The 18653-nt window shown below is 67.2% G+C and carries 22 protein-coding genes and 2 pseudogenes; 11 read left to right on the top strand and 13 right to left on the bottom strand.

All coding sequences use genetic code 11. From position 1 onward, the window contains the following. Positions 1 to 19: 19 nt before the first annotated feature. Complete coding sequence (locus AU197_RS07995; RefSeq protein WP_064401987.1) at positions 20 to 901, bottom strand: helix-turn-helix transcriptional regulator; 882 nt, start codon at positions 899 to 901, stop codon at positions 20 to 22. 177 nt (positions 902 to 1078) lie between these two features. Between AU197_RS07995 and AU197_RS07990 the strand changes: the two genes are divergently transcribed. After that, entirely contained in the window at positions 1079 to 1870 is a 792-nt protein-coding gene (locus AU197_RS07990) for an SDR family oxidoreductase (protein WP_064401986.1), read from the top strand. Between the two features lie 58 nt (positions 1871 to 1928). Here AU197_RS07990 and AU197_RS07985 read toward each other — a convergent pair whose 3' ends face one another. Next, positions 1929 to 2822, bottom strand: a complete 894-nt coding sequence (locus AU197_RS07985) for a mycobacterial-type methylenetetrahydrofolate reductase (RefSeq protein ID WP_064402024.1) — start codon at positions 2820 to 2822, stop codon at positions 1929 to 1931. 199 nt (positions 2823 to 3021) lie between these two features. On the opposite strand from AU197_RS07985, the gene AU197_RS07980 reads away from it, so the two are divergent. The 3 genes from AU197_RS07980 to AU197_RS07970 are packed head-to-tail and all read left to right on the top strand — an operon-like array spanning position 3022 to position 5060. Further along, positions 3022 to 3273 (top strand): ANTAR domain-containing protein, encoded by a 252-nt coding sequence (locus AU197_RS07980; RefSeq protein ID WP_064402023.1) that lies wholly within the window; start codon positions 3022 to 3024, stop codon positions 3271 to 3273. A 49-nt stretch (positions 3274 to 3322) separates the two neighbouring features. Next, positions 3323 to 4810 carry a protein adenylyltransferase SelO gene (locus tag AU197_RS07975; RefSeq protein ID WP_197415483.1) on the top strand — a complete coding sequence of 496 codons (1488 nt, stop codon included), beginning with the start codon at positions 3323 to 3325 and terminating at the stop codon, positions 4808 to 4810. Positions 4811 to 4832: 22 nt separating this feature from the next. Further along, positions 4833 to 5060, top strand: a complete 228-nt coding sequence (locus tag AU197_RS07970) for a hypothetical protein (RefSeq protein ID WP_064401985.1) — start codon at positions 4833 to 4835, stop codon at positions 5058 to 5060. 6 nt (positions 5061 to 5066) lie between these two features. Here AU197_RS07970 and AU197_RS07965 read toward each other — a convergent pair. Then, positions 5067 to 5180 (bottom strand): annotated as a pseudogene (locus AU197_RS07965) (XRE family transcriptional regulator); the annotation flags it as partial. A 129-nt stretch (positions 5181 to 5309) separates the two neighbouring features. Between AU197_RS07965 and AU197_RS07960 the strand changes: the two are divergent. After that, a complete protein-coding gene (locus AU197_RS07960) occupies positions 5310 to 6380 on the top strand; it encodes a M42 family metallopeptidase (protein WP_064401984.1) in 1071 nt (356 codons plus the stop codon). 7 nt (positions 6381 to 6387) lie between these two features. On the opposite strand, the gene AU197_RS07955 is transcribed toward AU197_RS07960, so the two are convergent. The 4 genes from AU197_RS07955 to AU197_RS07945 all read right to left on the bottom strand — a co-directional run bounded on the left by AU197_RS07955 (position 6388) and on the right by AU197_RS07945 (position 9148). Further along, positions 6388 to 7044, bottom strand: coding sequence for a hypothetical protein (locus AU197_RS07955; RefSeq protein ID WP_064401983.1), 657 nt, complete (start codon positions 7042 to 7044; stop codon positions 6388 to 6390). A 161-nt stretch (positions 7045 to 7205) separates the two neighbouring features. Then, entirely contained in the window at positions 7206 to 7916 is a 711-nt protein-coding gene (locus AU197_RS07950; RefSeq protein ID WP_064401982.1) for a DUF899 domain-containing protein, read from the bottom strand. A gap of 67 nt (positions 7917 to 7983) precedes the next feature. Continuing rightward, positions 7984 to 8157, bottom strand: a complete 174-nt coding sequence (locus tag AU197_RS26445) for a DUF7218 family protein (RefSeq protein WP_197415482.1) — start codon at positions 8155 to 8157, stop codon at positions 7984 to 7986. 124 nt (positions 8158 to 8281) lie between these two features. Beyond that, positions 8282 to 9148, bottom strand: coding sequence for an SDR family NAD(P)-dependent oxidoreductase (locus AU197_RS07945; protein WP_064401981.1), 867 nt, complete (start codon positions 9146 to 9148; stop codon positions 8282 to 8284). A gap of 92 nt (positions 9149 to 9240) precedes the next feature. On the opposite strand from AU197_RS07945, the pseudogene AU197_RS25945 reads away from it, so the two are divergent. Beyond that, a pseudogene (locus tag AU197_RS25945) lies at positions 9241 to 9351 on the top strand (lycopene cyclase family protein); the annotation flags it as partial. Positions 9352 to 9413: 62 nt separating this feature from the next. On the opposite strand, the gene AU197_RS07940 reads toward AU197_RS25945, so the two are convergent. Continuing rightward, positions 9414 to 10607 (bottom strand): cytochrome P450, encoded by a 1194-nt coding sequence (locus tag AU197_RS07940; RefSeq protein ID WP_064401980.1) that lies wholly within the window; start codon positions 10605 to 10607, stop codon positions 9414 to 9416. Between the two features lie 79 nt (positions 10608 to 10686). Between AU197_RS07940 and AU197_RS07935 the strand changes: the two genes are divergently transcribed. From AU197_RS07935 to AU197_RS07920, 4 genes are all read left to right on the top strand, one after another. Further along, the gene (locus AU197_RS07935) at positions 10687 to 10998 is read left to right on the top strand and encodes a hypothetical protein (protein ID WP_064401979.1); all 312 of its coding nucleotides are present in this window, start codon (positions 10687 to 10689) and stop codon (positions 10996 to 10998) included. Positions 10999 to 11052: 54 nt separating this feature from the next. Continuing rightward, positions 11053 to 11685 (top strand): TetR/AcrR family transcriptional regulator, encoded by a 633-nt coding sequence (locus AU197_RS07930; protein WP_064402021.1) that lies wholly within the window; start codon positions 11053 to 11055, stop codon positions 11683 to 11685. 69 nt (positions 11686 to 11754) lie between these two features. Then, a complete protein-coding gene (locus AU197_RS07925) occupies positions 11755 to 12498 on the top strand; it encodes an SDR family NAD(P)-dependent oxidoreductase (RefSeq protein WP_064402020.1) in 744 nt (247 codons plus the stop codon). After that, positions 12495 to 13847, top strand: a complete 1353-nt coding sequence (locus AU197_RS07920) for a cytochrome P450 (RefSeq protein WP_064401978.1) — start codon at positions 12495 to 12497, stop codon at positions 13845 to 13847. Before AU197_RS07925 ends, AU197_RS07920 begins: the two co-directional genes overlap by 4 nt. A gap of 5 nt (positions 13848 to 13852) precedes the next feature. On the opposite strand, the gene AU197_RS07915 is transcribed toward AU197_RS07920, so the two are convergent. The 3 genes from AU197_RS07915 to AU197_RS07905 are packed head-to-tail and all read right to left on the bottom strand — an operon-like array spanning position 13853 to position 15951. Then, the gene (locus AU197_RS07915; RefSeq protein WP_064401977.1) at positions 13853 to 14284 is read right to left on the bottom strand and encodes a VOC family protein; all 432 of its coding nucleotides are present in this window, start codon (positions 14282 to 14284) and stop codon (positions 13853 to 13855) included. A gap of 1 nt (position 14285) precedes the next feature. Further along, entirely contained in the window at positions 14286 to 15056 is a 771-nt protein-coding gene (locus AU197_RS07910; RefSeq protein ID WP_064401976.1) for an SDR family NAD(P)-dependent oxidoreductase, read from the bottom strand. Positions 15057 to 15099: 43 nt separating this feature from the next. Further along, complete coding sequence (locus AU197_RS07905) at positions 15100 to 15951, bottom strand: TIGR03619 family F420-dependent LLM class oxidoreductase (protein WP_064402019.1); 852 nt, start codon at positions 15949 to 15951, stop codon at positions 15100 to 15102. A 97-nt stretch (positions 15952 to 16048) separates the two neighbouring features. On the opposite strand from AU197_RS07905, the gene AU197_RS07900 reads away from it, so the two are divergent. Beyond that, positions 16049 to 17248, top strand: a complete 1200-nt coding sequence (locus AU197_RS07900; RefSeq protein ID WP_231744857.1) for a cytochrome P450 — start codon at positions 16049 to 16051, stop codon at positions 17246 to 17248. Between the two features lie 19 nt (positions 17249 to 17267). Here AU197_RS07900 and AU197_RS07895 read toward each other — a convergent pair whose 3' ends face one another. Then, positions 17268 to 18056 carry an SDR family oxidoreductase gene (locus tag AU197_RS07895; protein WP_064401975.1) on the bottom strand — a complete coding sequence of 263 codons (789 nt, stop codon included), beginning with the start codon at positions 18054 to 18056 and terminating at the stop codon, positions 17268 to 17270. Between the two features lie 7 nt (positions 18057 to 18063). Continuing rightward, positions 18064 to 18621, bottom strand: a complete 558-nt coding sequence (locus AU197_RS07890) for a nuclear transport factor 2 family protein (protein WP_064401974.1) — start codon at positions 18619 to 18621, stop codon at positions 18064 to 18066. Positions 18622 to 18653 lie beyond the last annotated feature (32 nt).

Raw genomic sequence — 18653 nt, 5'->3', positions numbered from 1 at the left:
GGCCAGGATAGGCGTCCGGTCAGGAGGCCGGGAGGTCGGCGTCGCGGTCTGCCGTCGACGGGGCGCCCGTCCAGTTGGCCAACAGGCGAAGCGCGTTTTCCGACGGCGACCCGGGCTCGGCGGTGTAGATGCACAGCGTCTGGTCCGGGTCGCCGAGCACGGCAACACTCTCGTAGTTGATCGTCAGGTCGCCGACCAACGGGTGGTGGTAGCGCTTGATCCCGTGCGTGCGTTCGCGGACGTTGTGGTCGGCCCACCACCGGCGGAACTCGTCGCTTTTGACGGCCAGCTCGCCGACCAGTTCGGTCAGCAGCGGGTCGTCGGGATGCCTTCCGGCGTCCAGGCGCAGGATCGCGACGTTGTCGCGTGCCACCTCCTCCCAGTCGGAGTAGAGCTCGCGGGCGGATTCGTCGAGGAAGGTGAACCGCAACAGGTTTCGCTCGCGCGGGGGCAGGGCCTCGAAATCGCCGATCAGCGCCCGCGCCAACCGGTTCGCCGCCAGCATGTCCATCCGACGGCCGAACACGAACGCCGGTGTCACATCGTCGAGCGTCTCGAGTACCCGGCGGATGCCCGGCCGGACCCGCTGCACGGGCGCGGGGCGCCGCCGAGCGCGGCGAGTGTTCACCCGCGCGATCTGGAACAGGTAGGCCCGCTCCACGTCATCGAGACGCAACGCCCGTGCGACGGCGTCGAGCACCTCGTCGGAGACGTTGAGGTGGCGGCCTTGCTCGAGCCGGCTGTAGTAGTCCACGCTCACGCCGGCCAACTGCGCGACCTCCTCGCGGCGCAGACCGGGTACCCGTCGCACCCTGCTGGTCCCACCGACCTCTACATCCTCGACGCGCAGGCGCGCGCGCCGCGTCCGCAGGAACTCCTTGAGCTCAGCGTTGTGGTCCATGCACCCAGTGTGGCGGCAGCGATGGCTCCGGGCCGCGCCAAACGTAGGTCTGTCAGACCCAGGTACGCCGAACCGAGGTAGAGCGAGGCTCGTTTTGGCCGCTCACGGGGCCACCGGCGGTTGTTGTCTCGAGTGTGCGGCACTACCGCCGCCACTGAACCCGAGAAAGGTCCGCAGATGACAAGCGCAATTCAGAGCCCAACCACGAACACCGCCCCGCTGTCCGGGCGCGTTGCTGTCGTCACCGGCGCATCGAGCGGCATCGGTGAGGCCACCGCGAGGCGACTGGCCGCCTCCGGCGCGAAAGTCGCCATCCTGGCCCGCCGGGCCGAACGGCTGGAGAAGATCGCCGCCGACATCGCCGAGGCGGGTGGCACCGCGCTGGCGCTGGCCACCGACGTCACCGACGCCGCCGCGGTGCGGTCGGCCGCCGAGCGGGTGGCCGACGAACTCGGCACGGTCGATGTGTTGTTCAACAACGCCGGGGTCATGCTGCCGGCGCCGATCGACGAACAGCGATTCGACCAGTGGCAGCAGCAGATCGACCTCAATGTCGCCGGGCTGATGAACACGATCGGCGCGTTCGTTCCCCAGCTCGTGAAGTCGGCTGCGGACAAGGGTGTCGCCGACCTGATCAACACGTCGTCGATCGGCGCGCAGAACATCTTCCCGAACTTCGCGGTGTACTCGGGCACCAAGGCGTTTGTGACGCACATGTCGCGCACGCTGCGGGCCGAACTCGGCGCCAGGAACGTACGGGTCTCGGCCATCGAGCCCGGCATCGTCGAAACCGAGCTGCAGGGCCACGTCACCGATGCCGGTGCCACGGAGTGGTTGGACGGCACCCGGGACCACATCGAGTGGCTGGACCCCGCCGACGTCGCCGCCGCGATCGACTTCCTGGTCGCCCAACCGGCGCGGGTCAACGTGCAACAGCTGACGATCATGCCGACACGTCAGACGTCGTGACGACGTGGCGCGGTGCGGTCCCAGGCGGGCCGCACCGTGCCGCAACGCGTCGAAACCGTCAGGGCTTGTCGGGCGCCCAGTAGTCGAGCATCTCGGCGAACGTCTCGAACGCCGGAGTCGACACGCCGTAGGTGGCTTCGAGGTGGATGCTCAGCGGGAAGCCGAGGTCGCCGACTCCATCGATGACGCGTTTGTACAGGTCGAGCATCAGTTTGCGCTTTTCCGCCGGCTCGGTGGCGGCGAGCTTTTTGACGAAGTCCTGCTCCGCTGCGACGGCTTCGTTGCCCGGATCTTGGATCAGCCAGTGGATCAGGCCGACCTTGCTCTCCAGCTTCGGCACGAAACCGAACGACAGCAGGATCTCGGGCCGGTGATCGCTCTGCTCGGCGAAGTCGCGCAGGAATCCGACTATCGCATCGGAATACAGCAACTGGGTCATTCCGTAGGTGGCACCCTGATCGCACTTGAACCGGAACCGGCCCTGCTCGCCGTCGCGGGTGGGGATGAGGATCGCGCCGCGGTTGGGCACCACGTCGGAGAAGAGCGACAGTGCGTCGGTCGGGGCGACCCCGGTGCCCTCGCCGTCGCTCATCGTGCGCGGCACCCCGACGAACGCGATGCCATCGAACCCGGCGCCGGACAGGTCTGTGAGCCGCCGCCGCAACGTCGGTTCGTCCATGAACGCGGTGACCTGGGTGCACAACCCGTTCATCCCGGCCAACTCGGGGGTGATGATCGCCCAGAAGTCGAGCACGTCCATCTTGGGCTTCATCTCGATGGGACGGTCGTCGTCCTCCTCGATCATGCCGGGGATCATCACGTGCCTGATGCGGCCGTCGAGCCCGGTTTCGGCGGAGCATCGCAGCACTTTCTGCGCATCCTCCAACGCCTGCTCGTGCCCACGCTCGACATTCGGCGGCACCAGCTCGAGCGCGATGGTGTTCAGCGTCACCGGGCTGCTCCTCATCACAACGGCCACTTCCACGCGCGGCAGGTCCTCGCTGACCACTATCCACGCCTACGGGTGCCTCACCATACAGACAGCGCGGTGGGGAACCCCTGTCGACGTCGAAGCGCCCGCTCGAGAGCTCCCAGTCGATTCCCAGCGTCTGATCACGTGCGTGCCGACTGCGGTTGGTACCAACGAAGCCATGACTCCCGGACGGCAATGCCTGGACACCGCCGAAGGTGTTCTCATCGCACTTCACCACTGCACGGTCGACGAGGCGTTCCGCGAGATGATCCGCGTGGCGCAACAGCACCGGGTGCCGCTGTTCACACTCGCCGACGCGCTGGTCACCGTCGCAAGCGGCCAGCCAGACTGCCCGAACGCGGCGGCGCGAGCCGCGGTGCTCACCGAGTGGGGCGCCCTGTTGAGCGTCTCGGCGGCGGCTCGGGTGTGAATCTGGCGACGAAGTAGAGCCCACGCCGTCGCCGGTTGCACGAACGAGGATGCGCCGAGCCGCTCGTACTGTGGAAAGCGTGAGCATCGCACCGACCGCCGTCACCTTCGCCGACCGCTACGCCAGCGACCTACCCGAGCTGGCGGTCCGTTGGCAGGCCGAATCGGCTCCCGACCCGCGGCTGCTCGTCCTCAACGAACCGCTGGCGGTCGAACTCGGCATCGACCCGGCCTGGTTGCGCGAGCCCGAGGGACTCCGTCTGCTGGTCGGCATGCAGGTTCCCGACGGCGCGAACCCTGTGGCGCAGGCCTATGCCGGGCACCAGTTCGGCGGATACGTCCCCCGGTTGGGCGACGGGCGAGCGCTCCTGCTCGGCGAGCTCACGACGACTTCCGGTGAGCTTCGCGATCTGCATCTGAAGGGGTCCGGCGCGACGCCGTTCGCACGCGGCGGCGACGGGTTGGCCGCCGTCGGCCCGATGCTGCGCGAATACATCGTCAGCGAGGCGATGCACGCGCTGGGGATCCCGACCACCCGGTCGCTGGCCGTGGTCGCGACCGGACGACAGGTGCAGCGCGAGACGCCGCTACCGGGTGCGGTGTTGTCCCGGGTGGCCAGCAGCCATCTACGCGTCGGCACGTTCCAGTACGCCGCGAACACCGGCGACGTGGACGTGCTGCGGCGCCTGGCCGACCACGCGATCCGACGGCACCATCCCGAAGCCGCCGACGCGGGCAATCCCTACGTCGCGCTGTTCGAGTCGGTGGTCGCGGTGCAGGCGACGTTGATCGCCAAGTGGATGCTGGTCGGCTTCGTCCACGGCGTGATGAACACCGACAACATGACGATCTCCGGGGAGACGATCGACTACGGGCCGTGCGCGTTCATGGAGGCCTACGACCCCGAGACGGTGTTCAGTTCGATCGACTCGTGGGGCCGCTACGCCTACGGCAACCAGCCGGCGATCGCGGTGTGGAACCTGGCCCGCTTGGCCGAGGCGCTGCTGCCGCTGTTCGCCGACGATCAACAGCAGGCGATCGCCATCGCCGAGGGCAGCCTGGGTGGATTTGCGCCCAAGTTCCAGAACGCGCTGTCCGCGGGCATGTGCGCCAAGCTCGGTTTGCCGGACACGCCGGACGAGATCGCGGTGCCGTTGATGAACGACCTGATCGCACAGTTGCACCAGAGCCACGTCGACTTCACGTCGTTCTTCCGCCACCTCGGGCACGCGGCCCGCGGCGACGACGAACCCGCACGCGGGCTTTTCATCGACCTCGCCGCGTTCGACGAGTGGCTGACGCGATGGCACGCGTTGCGGCCCGACGCGACGGTGATGGACCGTGCCAACCCGATCTACATTCCTCGCAACCATCTGGTCGAGGAGGCGCTGACCGCCGCGACGGAGGGGGATCTCGACCCGCTCTACCGGCTGCTCGATGCCGTGACCGCGCCCTATGACGAGCGGCCGGATCTGGTGCGGTACGCCGAGCCCGCGCCCGAGGACTTCGGGAAGTACCGAACCTTCTGTGGGACCTAGCTCACGCCCCTAGACTGCCCTCATGACGTTGCGACGGTCACTGATCGCGGGGCTCTTCGCGGCCGCACTGGCCGTGCCGGTATCTCCCGTCATCGCGTCGGCTCAGCCCGGCAACTGCTGCTGTCCGCCGGGCCAGACGGGGGTCATCTACGGTTGCGCGTCGTTCTGCGTCGACGGTAAGGCGCTGGACACCAGCACGGGCTTGTGCGTGCCGGTCCCGCCGCCGTATCCGCATCCGCCGGTGAGCTGAGGCGCGTCAGCCGGTCTGCTGAAGGTCGTCGCGGGACGAGCTGATATCGGCGAGCTCGTCGAGTGACAGGGGCAGCACCCGCGCGAGCGCGGCGATGGTGGTGAAGGACGGGGTCGCCATCACCGATGGTCCCCCGCTCGTGCTCACCCGCCGCGAGCGCGTCACCCCCGTTGCACCGTAGGCCGGCACCGCCGACACCCAAGGGCCGCAGAAGGTTGAACCGATGTCGGCGCGGGCACTTCAAGATCTATGGCTGACGTACCGCTGCGCCGAGACCTGCTGCAGGAGTTGCTCCATGCGTACGGGCCGGCCGGTCAGGAGGATGCCGTACGGGAGGTCTGCCGCCGTGAGTTGGAGCCGCACGCCGACGAGACGTGGGTGGACGAGGCGGGCAACCTGATCGGCCTGTTCCGCGGCGGCGATCGCGAGGCGCAGGCGGTCCGGGTGATGGCGCACATGGACGAGCTGTCGATGCTCGTCAAGCGGATCGAGCCCGACGGCACCCTGCACATGACTCCGCTGGGCACGATGTATCCGGGCAACTTCGGCCTCGGGCCGGTTGAGTTGCTCGGCGACCAGCGCGCGGTGTGCGGCGTCCTCACGCTCGGCTCCGAGCACACCACCAAGGAGAGCCAGCAGATCTGGGAGACCAAACCGGACCAGGGTGACCAGGCGCTCGACTGGCTTCACGTCTACGTCTTCACCGGCCACAGTCCCGAGGAACTGGCCGAAGCCGGGATCCGAGCGGGTACCCGCGCGTGCGTCCACAAGAGCAAGCGCACGCTCATCGACGTCGGCCCCGGCTACCTCGGGTGCTATTTCATGGACGACCGCGCCGCGGTCACCGCACTGCTCGATGTGGCGAGGCGGCTGGCTTCCGGTGACGGACGCCCGGCGCACGACACCTACCTGGTGTTCACGACGGCCGAGGAAGTCGGCGGTGTCGGGGGGTCGTACGCCAGCCGCACGTTGCCCGGTGACCTCACCCTGGCGTTGGAGGTCGGGCCGGCCGAGGCGGAGTACGGGACCTCGTGCAGCGGTGGCCCGATCGTGGCGTACAGCGACGCCGAGACCATCTACGACAAGGTGGTCGCCGATGCGCTTCTCGACGTCACCACCGACCTCGGCCTCTCGCCTCAGCCCGCGGTGCTCGGTGCGTTCGAATCCGACGCGTCACACGCCAAGGCCAGCGGACTCACTGCGCGGGCCGGTCTGCTGTGTCTGCCCACGCTCAGCACGCACGGTTACGAAGTCATTGCGCAGCAGGCGATTCCGGATATGACAGCCGTGCTCGTCGAATTCCTGCGGCGCGGCGTGTGACCTGTCGTCAGCCGTCGAGTTCGCCGGCGATACCGCGCTCGATGGCGACGCGGGCCCGCTCGGGTAGCACGACCAGCCCCTCGAGTTCACGGCGGGCGAGCTCGTAGCCGCGCTCGCGCTCCTGCGGGGTGGCCGCGGTGTCGGTGGCCACGCGCAACATGGCCTGGGCGCGGACGATGCGCTGTTGATCCTGTGCGGAGAAGTCGCTGCGCCGACGACGGACCGCCTCGGTCTCGGCGGCCTCGAACGCGGTGACGTAGTCGGTGACGGCGTCGACGTACTCGCGCGCCGCTTCGGCGTCGTCGACCAGATCCTCGGCCTTACCCGGCCGCAACAGGTCGGCGCGCAACTTGGTCCGGTGGAACCGCTCGGTCAGCGGGTCGCGCATGTCGGTCATCAGCGGATAGTCGAGCAGCTTTGCGACGTCCAGCTCGTACTCGAGCCATCGGGTGTCGATGTGGTCGTGCGCCTTCACCGCCCGCGCGATCGCTTGCCACTTCATTGCCGTTGCGCTCGTGCTCTGCGGTGCCGTATCGACGAGTTCTGCGCGGCCGGCGTCCTGCCGTGCGCGCGCTGCCGTCAGCGCCCGCCACCCGCCATAGAGCACGCCGGCGAGCGGAACGAGCACGATGAGCAGCTCGAGCAGGCGGATGATCAGGCCCATACCAATCCCATGAAGCCAGGATGCCACCGATGCGCCAACCTGGACGTGGGCCGATGCGCCAACCTGGACGTGGGCCGCCGCGAAAGCAGAACCGGGATCCGGACGGTGATGCCAGTGCCCACTCCGCGACGTTCAGTGCGGGGCGCTATCGAAGCTGACGATCAGTGCGGGCTGTCAGCGCCCGGGCCGTACGCCCGCGCGATGTCGGGCGAGTCCAGCCAGCCCGAGTAGGTCGGCCGCTGCGGCCATCCTGCGGGCGAATCCTGCCACTCCTCTTGGCGTCCCCACGGCAGGATGTCGATCAGCGCGAACGAGTGGCTGAGTTGTTCGGTGCCGCGTCCGTTGGTGTGCCAGGTCCGGTAAACGGTGTCACCGTCTCGCAGGAACACGTTCACCGCGAAACCTTCACCGGGCGCGGCGTCGACGTCGGCCCCGAACGCACTCTCCGACGACGAGTACCAGTCCATGCGGTTGCCGACCTTGGCGCGGTAGGCCAGCGCCTCTTCGATCGGGCCGTTGGTGACGATGACGAAGCGGGCGTCGTAGTTGTCGAGGAACTCCAGGCGGGTGAACTGTGAGGTGAACCCGGTGCAGCCGCCGCACTGCCACTCCGCGCCGTCGGTCCACATGTGGTTGTAGACGATCAGCTGGGACCGCCCCTCGAACACGTCGGCGAGCCGAACCGGCCCGTGCTCCCCGATCAGCGTGTAGTCGGGCATGCGGACCATGGGCAGACGTCTGCGCTGGGCGGCTATGGCGTCCAGCTCTCGTGTCGCCGCCTTCTCGCGGCGGCGGAGATCGTCGAGGGCGGCGCGCCAGGTCGTCTGGTCGACGACGGGCGGTAGGGCGGCCGGTTGAGTCGGCACGGACATCGGGCGTTCCTCCTGCGGTGGTGGTGCTGTCGCAGGTTATGACCGATTCAGCGGCCGAAAGTCATCGTCAGCTCTTCTTCGATCCGCCAGATTTCTTCCCGCCGCCGGAATTCTTGCCGCCCTTCTTCGACGCGTCGGGAGTGTTCGCGATGGCCGCCGCGCGGGACTTGCTCATGCCCTTCTTGCGCAGACCCTCGTACTGCTTGTCGTTCTTGACGCTGGACCCGTGATCCTTCGCCATGGTGGCCTCCTCGCTGGTGGGTGCACGTGCCCTCCGAATACCCGCGAGCGTGCATGTCTGCACACGACGCGCCGCGAAATTTCGGCGGTTCGCGCACGCTCACACCCCCGCCAGCGTGCGCAGATCACCGTATGACGTGCGGATACTGCTTGGCCGGGTGAACGTCGAACATGTCGCGGTACGACGGTGGCTGACGATCGCCGTCGTCTTTGATGCCGTACTTGACCGCCAACTCCGCCCCGATGAGCGTTTGGCCGCTCACCTCCAACAGATCCGGATCCCGATACAGCGCCCAGATGACATGCCCGGTCAGCTCGGGTGTTTCGGCCGTCTCCAGGATGTGCCCGAACTTTTCGGGGTTGCTGGCGATGATCCCGCGGACCCGCTCGGTCAACAGCGAACCCATCCAGATGGACACCGCGGCGATGCCGAACTCGCGGAAGTCGAACGCCATGTCGGCGGCCATCTTGTCGGTGCCGGCCTTCGGCACCCCATACGCCGGGCCGAATGCGTAATGCGCGGCGCCCGACGACGACGTGAACGCGACCAGGCCGCTGCGTTGGGGGAGCATCAGCGGCGCGGCGTAGACGGTTGCGACATAGCTGCTGCGCAACCCGACGTCGAGGGTGTCGATGACGTTCAGCGGTTCTTCCCAGAACTTCGTGCGGCCCATCATCTCGTCGCGGATCAGCGCCGCATTGTTCACCAGGATGTCGACGCGGCCCTGCTCGCGCCGTATTCGATCGAACAGCGCCTTGACCTGATCGTCGTCACTGTGGTCGACGCGCACGGCGATGCCGTTGCCTCCCGCGTCGGTGACTGCCTGTGCGGTCTCATCGATCGTGCCCGAAAGTCTCGAACCCTCTGCGCTGTGGCCTTTCTCGGTTCGCCCCGTGACGTAGACGGTGCACCCGTGGCTGCCCAGCGCGCGTGCGATACCCGCCCCGGCACCGCGGCTGGCCCCTGTCACCACCGCGACGGTCCCGCTCACCTGATCACTCTCCTCGAACGTCGGATCGACTTCGAGGCTGTACTGTACGCTCGTACAGCGGATCAGTTCGACCCGGGCTCGGAAGGACCAGGATGACCACGTACGACTACATCGTCGCCGGGGCCGGATCGGCCGGATGTGTTCTCGCCAACCGATTGTCAGCCGATCCCCGAGTCTCGGTTCTGGTGGTCGAGGCCGGCGGTCCGGGACCGGCGTAGTGAACCGTGGCCGATCATGACGATGGCCTGGCGGGCCGCCGACCGGATCAGCGACGGCTGACGACCGCCGGCATGGTGTCCCACCCGCGCACGGTGGACGACCTTGAGCGGCGGGCGTTCTCAAGGTCGATGTGCCACTCGGGCCAGCGTTTGAGAACCTCCTCCAACGCGATGCGGCCTTCCAACCGGGCCAGCGGTGCACCGACGCAGAAGTGCGCACCACGGCCGAAGGTCAAATGCCCGCCGGGCTTGCGGTGGATGTCGAAGCGGTCGGGGTCGGCGAAGTGGCGCTCGTCGCGATTGGCCGACGCCAGCATCATCAACAGCGCGCTGCCCGCAGGCACGGTTTGTCCCTGGAACTGCACGTCCTCGGTGGCGACGTAGCGCGCGACGTGCGGACCCGGCGGCTCGTAGCGCAACAGTTCTTCGATGGCGCCCGGCACCAGGGACAGGTCGGCGGCCAGCTCCTTGCGCTGATCCGGATGTTCGTTGAGCACCTTGCCCATCCAGCCGAACAGCCGGCCGGTTGTCTCGACACCCGCACCGGCCACGACAGCCAGAAAAACGACGATCTCCTCTTTGGTGAGCCCGCGGACGGCGCCCGTCTCATCTGTGAACTCCACGTTGAGCAGTTCGGTGATCAGGTCGTCGGACGGGTTGTCCTCGCGCCACGCAACGTAATCGGCGAACATGTCTCCGTCGAAGTAGTGGTCCTTGTCCACCGGCAACGGCTTGCCCGGCTCGTTGCGCAGCGTCTCGTGGGCGTGGGCCCGGACCGCAGGTTGTTCGGCGTCGGGGATACCGACCAGCATGCCGATGGTCTTCATGGGCAGTTCGGCGCCGAGGTCGACCACGAAGTCGAAACGGTCCCCATCGGTCAACGGGTCCAGACACGCGACGCAGAAGGCCCGGACCTTCTCCTCGACCGCCCTGATCCGCTTGGGTGTGAAGGCCCGGGACACGATCGCGCGGTGGATGGTGTGCAGCGGCGGGTCCTCGTTGATGAACACTCCCGGCGGCATCACCGGGTCGACCATGACGACCTCGAGAATGTCGCCCTTGGCCGAGCTGAGCCGCGCCGTGTCCCGCAACGCGGCGTCTACGTCGTCATAGCGGCTGACGGCCCAGAAGCCGTGGCGCTCATTGTGATACAGCGGAGCCTCGTCACGCAGTCTGCGGTACGTCGGATAGGGGTCGAGATCGATTGCGACGTCCCAGGGGTCGTAGTAAAGGTCGCTCACACCGTTTCTCCTCGGAAAGTTTGTACGAGCATATAGCATCGGCTGTACGACCGTATAGGGACGAATGAGGAGCGAGTCGATGGCCAAGCGCATGATCTTCACCCTGCTCGTGATGAACTCGGTCGGTCACAACTTCGACGGCGGCTGTCGGTATCCGCGCGCCCGCAACCGGGATTTCAAGACTTTCGACCTGTGGCCGGACCTGGCGCGCAAGGCCGAGGCCGCCAAGATCGACGAGTTCTTCTTCACCGACACGCTCGGGGTGCAGGGCGAGTGCAACGGGTCCGCCGAGTACCGTCCCGGCACGCTGCGGGAGAAGATCTTCGGCGCCGACGATCCCCACATCAGCCGACGACATCCGGCGTTCGGATATCGAGGCATGTTCAGCTGAGGGCCGCGGCGCGACGGGTGCGAGAATGTTCGTCAGCCAATCTGAGAGGTGACGATGGCAGCAGCGCCCCGCCGTGTCGGCGCGGAGACGTCCAAGACGCGTGACACCCTGCTCGACTCCGTCGAGAAGATGATGCTCGAAGAGGGATACGCCAGCGTGAGCTACCGCGCGCTGGCGGCCCGAGCGGGCGTCACCGCGAGCCTGGTGCAGTACTACTTCCCCTCGCTCGACGACATCTTCCTCGCCGCGATCCGCCGTTACTCCGAGCGCAATCTCGCGGTGTTGAGCAAGGCGCTCGAGACGCGGTCCGAGGACCCCTTGCACGCCCTGTGGGAGTACAGCTGGGACGAGGCGACCGGCGCACTGATCACCGAGTTCATGGCCCTGGGCAACCATCGGAAGTCCATCGCCTCGGAGATCGCCGAGGTCACCAACCGGGTCCGCAAGATCCAGGTCGACGCGCTGGCGCAGCGGTACGGCGCTCGCACCCGGTTCGAGGGAAACCTGTCGCTGGGCGCCGCCGTCCTGCTGATCACCGGAATCCCCAAGTTCCTCAACCTCGAGGAGGGTGTCGGCGTCGACGCGGCCCACGCCGAGGTCGTCAAGGCGGTCGAGAAGTACCTCGACGCGATCGAACCGCGGCCCGCACGTCGCAAGCCGAAAAAGGGGCCGAGCGCTCGCCGCTGACCTTGCTATACGATTGCATAGGTTGTACGTTCGTACAGCAGGCAGCGCTCTGGCGAGGGGATGGACGACGTGAACCGCGTGGCAGTGGTCACCGGCGGCGGCTCGGGACTGGGCCGCTCGATTGCCGAACATCTCGCCCGCGACGGACATTCCGTCGCGGTGCTGGATGTCAACGGCGCCGCCGCACTCCAGGCCGCCGACGAGCTGCAGGCAACGGGAATCCAGGCGGTCGGTATCTGTGCCGACGTATCCGATCAGGCAGCCGTGCATCGGGCTTTCGAGACGGCACGGAAGTCGTTGGGCCCGACCGAAATTCTCGTGACCAGTGCCGCGCTGGCCGGGTTCACGAAGTTCGACGAGATCACCCTCGACGAGTGGAACCGCTACCTCGCGGTCAACCTGACGGGCACCTTCCTGTGTATACAGGCCGCGCTGCCCGACATGGTCGCATCGCAGTGGGGGCGGATCGTGACGATCTCTTCGGCCGCGGGTCAGAACGGCGCCGTCCGCCAGGGTCACTACTCGGCGACCAAGGGTGGGGTCATCGCGATGACCAAGACGGTCGCCGCGGAGTATGCGTCGAGGGGAATCACCGCCAACACCGTCCCGCCGTTCGTCATAGACACCCCGATGTTGCGCGAACAACAGCGCGCCAAGAAGCTGCCGCCGGCCGAGATGCTGGTGCGCGCCATTCCCGCCGGACGCCTTGGCACCGCCGACGACGTCGCGGCCACCTGTGCGTTCTTGTGCTCGGAGGGTGCGGGTTACGTCACCGGTCAGGTCATCGGAGTGAATGGAGGAGCGGTGTTGTGAGTGCAACCGACGAGATTGCACGGCACGAATACCACTTCGACCGCCACCGGCCGGAGTACCGCAACCAGTTCCTGAACATCACCCACGAGATGCATCGCACGTGCCCGCTCGCGTGGACCGGTACCTACGGCGGGCACTGGGTCGCCGCGGGTGGTCACGAGGTCTTCGAACTCGCCCGGTGCCCGCACGTGTCCAACGACCACGATGTACACAACGAGCGGCGCGGGTACAAGGGCATCTCGATTCCGACCATGCTCGATGCGGGCAATTTTCGCGGCGGGATGCTGGAGATGGACGACCCCGAGCACCGTTACTACCGCGACGCGTTGAACCCCTACCTGTCTCCGGCGGCGGTCAAGCGGTGGCAGCCGTTCGTCGACGAGGTGGTACGCGCCTGCCTGGACGACCACATCGAGTCGGGCCGAATCGATTTCGTCGACGACCTCGCCAATGTCGTGCCCGCCGTGTTGACGCTGGCCATGCTGGGCGTCCCGCTGGCCAAGTGGCGGATGTACAACGAACCGGCACACGCGTCGGTCTACACCCCGCCGGACTCACCCAATGCAGAACGTGTTCGGGAGCTGTACATGGCGATGGGCGTCGACCTGTTCACCAATCTCGCCGAGATCCGCGACAACCCGCGTCCGGGCATCATCGACGCGCTGGCCCGGTTACGGATCGACGGTGAGGCGCCACCCGATATCGAGCTCATCGGCATGCTCAACCTGCTCATCGGTGGAGGCTTCGATACCACGACGGCTCTGACCGCACACGCGCTCGAATGGCTCGGTGAGCACACCGACGAACGCGAGCGACTCACCACGCACCGTGCGGCGTTGCTCAACCCGGCCACCGAGGAGTTCTTGCGCTACTTCACCCCCGCGCCGGGTGATGCCCGGACGATCTCGGCGGACATGGATCTCGACGGCGTCGTGCTCAAAGAAGGCGAGCGCCTGTGGCTGTCGTGGGCGATGGCGAATCGCGACCCATCGCTGTTCGACGATCCCGATGACCTCGTGCTCGACCGGAAGGCGAACCGCCACTTCAGTTTCGGGCTCGGAGTTCACCGATGCATCGGTTCCAACGTCGCGCGGACGGTGTTCAAATCCATGCTGTGCGCGGTGCTCGACCGTATGCCCGACTACCGATGTGATCCGGACGGCACCGTTCACTACGACACCATCGGCGTCATCCAGGGCATGCGTCACCTGCCCGCGACGTTCACGCCCGGTCGGGCACTCGGACCGGGACTGGACGAAACGGTGGACCGGTTGCAGCGGATCTGCGACGAGCAAGGCCTGGCCCGCCCGATCACCGAGCGCAAAGAGGCTGCGGTGATCGATTTCTAGCGGGTTCAGGCGGGGGGCACCGGTCGCACCTTGTTGTGCACCAACTCGATCAGCTGGCCCTCGGGATCGCGCGCCATGCAAGCGAATCCGCCGCCCGGGTCGGCGACGATCGTGCCGCCTGCGGAGGTGAGCGCCGCCTGTGCCGCGGCAATGTCGTCGACGGCGATCGACAGGTGGGTGAGGCCGGCACCGACCATGCCGCGTTCGGGCTCATCGGGCGCGGGGTGCCCCGAGAACGTCAGCAGTTGCAGGACGAAGCCGTCATCCTGCTGCAGATAGGCGGCTTCGAACCCGATCGGCGTTGAGAGCGGAAGAAGCCCGGCGGCCATCTCGTCGGGGATGGTCATCCTCTTCACTTCGGTGAAGCCGAGCGCCTCGTAGAACCGCTTGGACGCGTCGAGGTCGCGAACGCGCAGACCGACATGACTGACGCCCATGTCACACCCCCGCCGGGCCGGGGCCGCCGTGCATATAGAGCGTCTGGCCCGAGCAGAAGCTGGAGGCGTCGGAGGCGAAGAACAGTACGCCGTGGCCGATCTCGTCGGGTTCGCCGACACGCCCGGCGCCGTTTGTCTGGCCGATCATGTCGATGTCGAAACCTTGGCGCTGCGCGTCGGATTCGAGGCCCGGCGTACGAATGGCTCCGCAGGCGATCGCGTTGACCCGCACGCCTTTGCGGGTCCAGGCGGCCGCCATCGATCCGGTCAGGTTGTTCAGGCCGGCCTTGGCCGCGGCGTAGGCGACCGCCTGGGGCATGGCGAGCAGGCTGGCACCCGACGAGATGTTGACGATTGCCCCCTTGCCCTGCTTGATCATCGGCTCGACCGCGGCGCGGGACAGGTACCAGGCACTGGACAGGTTCAGGTCGAGGACGTGCTGCCATTCATCGTCGGTCCACTTCATGATCGACTTCGTCTCACCGCCGCCGGCGTTGTTCACCAGTACGTCGAGGCGACCGAACTCGGCCAGTGTCGTGGCGACCAGCTCGCGGCATGCGTCGGCCTGGGTCACGTCCGTCGGCACGGCGAGCGCGCGGCGCCCGAGCGCCTCGATCTCGGTGACGGTGGATTTCAGCGGTTCGGTCCGGCGGCCGGCGAGCACGATGTCGGCGCCGCGCTCGGCCAGCGTCAGTGCCGAACCGCGGCCGATGCCGGTCCCGCCGCCGGTGATGACCGCGACCCGTTCCTCCATCGAGAATTTGTCGTTCACATGCACGTCCTTTCCGTTCTGGTGCGGTCTATCAGGTTGCCGGTCAACGGAGTTCGTTGACGACACTCGCGTAGCGATCCAGGTAGTCCAGGGTCGTCGACGGGTCGTTACCGTCGCGGCGGCCGCCGCCCAGCACGACACGGTTGAAGCCGAGGTCCCGGTACCGGGTGAGTCGCTCGGGTTTCGGGTCACCCCAGGCCATGACCGTCAGGTCCAGCGTCGCCGGGTCGCGGCCCGCGTCCTCGGCCGCATGCCGGTAGTCGGCCAGTGCCGCGGCAAGATCGCGGAACGCGGCATCCCCGGGCAGCCAGCCGTCGGCCCAGGCCAAGCACTCGCGTGTCGCCTTCGGCCCGGTGGTGGCGGCCAACAGCGGTGGGTTCGGTCGCTGGAACGGCTTGGGCTGGGACCAGACCGGCTCGAATTCGTAGAACTCTCCGTGGTGTTCGGGTTCGTCGTGGGTCCACAGCTTCTTCAGCGCAGCGACCATGTCGGCCAGCGCCCGGTACCGGTCCTTCCACGCGATCGGGCTGCTCGTCTCCAGTTCCGCGCGCATTCCGACCCCCACGCCGAGCACGAGGCGCCCCTGGCTCAGTTGATCCAGAGTCGCGACTTGTTTTGCGAACGTGAACAATTCGTGCTCCAGGGGCAATACCACCGAGGTGCCGGCCCGTAACGTCGTCGTCGCCCGGACAGCGACCAGCAGCGACAGGAATGGATCCCACATCTGTTTCTGCGCGTCGAGCAGGCCGGCGGGGAGCTGGCCGCGGGCGGCCACGGGAATCTGCGGGTGTTCGCCGACCCACAGCGACTCGAATCCACGGGCTTCGAGCTCGACGGCAAGAACGTCGGATGGGAGGTCGCGCGGTGTGTTGAGCGAGACGAAACCGAGGTCCACGCTCACGCTCCTTTACGCCGCCGCCGGTTGTGCCATACGATCGTACAATGCCATACGTTCGTACAACAAGCGCAGGTACGGCCCGAAGGCTCGCATCGTGACCGCGCCCATCACCGACGAGCTGTACTACGACCCGTACGACGTGGCGATCGATGTCGACCCGTATCCGGTGTACCGGCGGCTGCGCGACGAGGCGCCGGTGTACTACAACGACAAGTTCGGGTTCTGGGGCCTGAGCCGGTTCGCCGATGTGGAGGCGGCGCTGCGCGACGTCGAGAACCTCAGCTCGGCCAAGGGTGACATCCTCGAGGTGGTCAAGGCCGAACCGGTCATGCCACTGGGCGTCTTCATCAACGAGGACCCGCCCCTGCACACCGTGCACCGCCTGTTGGTTTCCCGCGCATTCACCCCGCGCAAGATGGCGGCCATCGAGGACCAGGTGCGCGCCTTCTGCGCGGCCTGCCTGGATCCGTTACGCGACGGCGATCGCTTCGACTTCACCACGGACCTCGGCGCCGAGATGCCGATGCGCGTCATCGGGATGCTGGTCGGCATGCCGGACTCGCTGCAGCGATCGGTGCGCCGTGTCGCCGGTCGTCGGCTCCGTAACAAGCCGGGTGAGCCATTACCCGTCAGCAAGGACAACTACTTCAACGGCAACATGTTTGCCGACTACGTCGCCTGGCGTGAGCAGAACCCGTCGGACGATCTGGTCACCGAACTGCTCAACGTCGAGTTCACCGACATCGACGGCACGGTGCGGCGGTTGAACACCGAGGAGCTTCTGGTCTTCCTCGGCGTGATCGCCAACGCCGGGACCGAGACCGTGGGCCGGCTGTTCGGGTGGCTGGGCAAGCTGCTCGGCGAACACCCCGACCAGCGGCGGGAGTTGAGCAGGGACCCGCGCCTGATCGCGAACGCCGTCGAGGAGGTGCTGCGTTACGAGCCGCCGGTACACCACATCGCGCGTTACGTCGCGAATGACGTCGTGTACCACGGGCAGACGATTCCAGTCGGCAGCGCGCTGCTGTTGATGGGCGGATCGGCGAACCGCGACGAGGCCAAGTTCGACAATCCGGACACCTTCGACATCCACCGCGTCGCCAACAACCACCTGTCGTTCGGGCGGGGCACACATTTCTGCCTCGGCGCATCGCTGGCCCGGGTCGAAGGCAGGGTGGCCCTGGAGGAGATTCTCAAGCGCTGGCCCGACTGGACCATCGACACGGACAACGCCGTGCGGGCGCCGACGGCGGCGGTACGTGGTTGGGATTCGATGCCCGCGGTGCTCGGCTGAGGCCCTCGGCGCGCGGTGATCAGCGTCGGGAGCGCCTCGCCGGCACGTTGAGCCGGCTGTCGGGGGTGTCGAGGTCGGCGAATTGCATTGGCCACGGGTCGGTTCCATACTGGACGACCCAGCATGACCCGGAGGTGTCAAGTGGCGCCGTCACCGCCGCGACGACGGCGTCCGCGCTGGCTTCCGGCTCCATCACCGGCACTCCGATGCCCTCGACCAGCGCCCGCCGGTTCCCGAGGGCACCGGTTTCGGTGATGCCCGGGCAGATGGTGTGCACCGCGATGTGCTCGGCGGCCAGGCTCGGAGCGACCGAGCGCATCAACCCGACGACGGCGTGCTTGCCGAGCGAGTACACCGGGTCCGGATGCCACGGCATGAGGCCGGCGAGCGATGCGGTCGCCAGGATGGCACGGTCGGCCTCGTCCAGGGTCCGCATCGTGCGCACCGCGTTGACCAATCCATACACGACACCGTCGAGGTTCACGCCCAACGATTTTCGGTAGTCGGCGAGGTCAAGCGCACCGATGTCGCCCGACCATCGGATGGTGATCCCGGCGTTCAGCAATGCGAGATCGAGCCCGCCGAGTTCTTCGACGCACTGCGCGAACGCCGTCTCCACCTGGTCGGCGTCGGCGACGTCGCACGCCAGTGCCAGCCCACCGAGCGGCTCGGCCACCGCACGCGCGGCGTCGCCGTCGATGTCGAGCACGCAAAGGCGCATACCTTCGGCTGAAAGGCGTTGCGCTGCAGCACGTCCAATGCCCGACCCGCCGCCGGTGATCAGCGCGACCCGCCCGGCCAGGTGCATCAAGGCCTCACCACCGGTCGACGGGCGCGCTGTTTATCTCCAGCGGCCGGGCGTAGGACAAGTCGGTGCGGTCCCACTTGCCCTTGATGAAGCCCTTCACCGCGCCGGAGGCCAGCACCGAGGAGTCGCCCTGCATCATCCATTCGATCGTGCAGCGCCGCAGCGCGATCTTCCACTCCCCCTCGCGACGTTCGAGGCGGTCGAGGTAGCGCCCGCCCATCAGCGCGACCACCTTGCCGCCCTTGGCCCGCATCGAGCCCATCACGTAGCTCTCGGCATGCGCTACGTCGCCGTCGATTTCACAGGTGTGGGTGGTGATGTTGTGCAGGTGATCCTCGAACACCGCGCTGTGGGCGTCGTTGGCGTACTCGGCGTACTCGGCGCCGACCTTCACCACCGGACCGTGTTCGTCGACGCCGTCGGAGAAATAGACGCTCGACATCAGATCGGCATCGTGACGGTCATGGCCGCGGGCCTGATTCATCACACAGTCCAGGATCGCGATCCGGTCCTCGACGTACTGCAGCCGGCTCCGCAGCTGGTCGAGATCGTCGGCGGTGGTCATGTGGGCCCCTTCCCAAGGCGTCTTATACGGTC

This window comes from Mycobacterium sp. IS-1590 (assembly GCF_001500025.1).
Taxonomy (GTDB): domain Bacteria; phylum Actinomycetota; class Actinomycetes; order Mycobacteriales; family Mycobacteriaceae; genus Mycobacterium.
The sequence above is the reverse complement of the archived record's forward strand: the minus strand, read 5'-3'. Positions and strand labels throughout refer to the sequence as shown.

Excerpts from the sequence above, each read along its gene's own strand:
- AU197_RS07955 (WP_064401983.1), bottom strand. The coding sequence starts at position 7,044 with ATGGGCCTGATCATCCGCCTGCTCGAGCTGCTCATCGTGCTCGTTCCG.
- AU197_RS07915 (WP_064401977.1), bottom strand. The coding sequence starts at position 14,284 with ATGGGCGTCAGTCATGTCGGTCTGCGCGTTCGCGACCTCGACGCGTCC.
- AU197_RS07990 (WP_064401986.1), top strand. The coding sequence starts at position 1,079 with ATGACAAGCGCAATTCAGAGCCCAACCACGAACACCGCCCCGCTGTCC.
- AU197_RS07960 (WP_064401984.1), top strand. The coding sequence starts at position 5,310 with ATGGCTGACGTACCGCTGCGCCGAGACCTGCTGCAGGAGTTGCTCCAT.
- AU197_RS07975 (WP_197415483.1), top strand. The coding sequence starts at position 3,323 with ATGCGCCGAGCCGCTCGTACTGTGGAAAGCGTGAGCATCGCACCGACC.
- AU197_RS26445 (WP_197415482.1), bottom strand. The coding sequence starts at position 8,157 with ATGGCGAAGGATCACGGGTCCAGCGTCAAGAACGACAAGCAGTACGAG.
- AU197_RS07950 (WP_064401982.1), bottom strand. The coding sequence starts at position 7,916 with ATGTCCGTGCCGACTCAACCGGCCGCCCTACCGCCCGTCGTCGACCAG.
- AU197_RS07995 (WP_064401987.1), bottom strand. The coding sequence starts at position 901 with ATGGACCACAACGCTGAGCTCAAGGAGTTCCTGCGGACGCGGCGCGCG.
- AU197_RS07970 (WP_064401985.1), top strand. The coding sequence starts at position 4,833 with ATGACGTTGCGACGGTCACTGATCGCGGGGCTCTTCGCGGCCGCACTG.
- AU197_RS07895 (WP_064401975.1), bottom strand. The coding sequence starts at position 18,056 with ATGCACCTGGCCGGGCGGGTCGCGCTGATCACCGGCGGCGGGTCGGGC.
- AU197_RS07935 (WP_064401979.1), top strand. The coding sequence starts at position 10,687 with ATGGCCAAGCGCATGATCTTCACCCTGCTCGTGATGAACTCGGTCGGT.
- AU197_RS07890 (WP_064401974.1), bottom strand. The coding sequence starts at position 18,621 with ATGACCACCGCCGACGATCTCGACCAGCTGCGGAGCCGGCTGCAGTAC.
- AU197_RS07930 (WP_064402021.1), top strand. The coding sequence starts at position 11,053 with ATGGCAGCAGCGCCCCGCCGTGTCGGCGCGGAGACGTCCAAGACGCGT.
- AU197_RS07980 (WP_064402023.1), top strand. The coding sequence starts at position 3,022 with ATGACTCCCGGACGGCAATGCCTGGACACCGCCGAAGGTGTTCTCATC.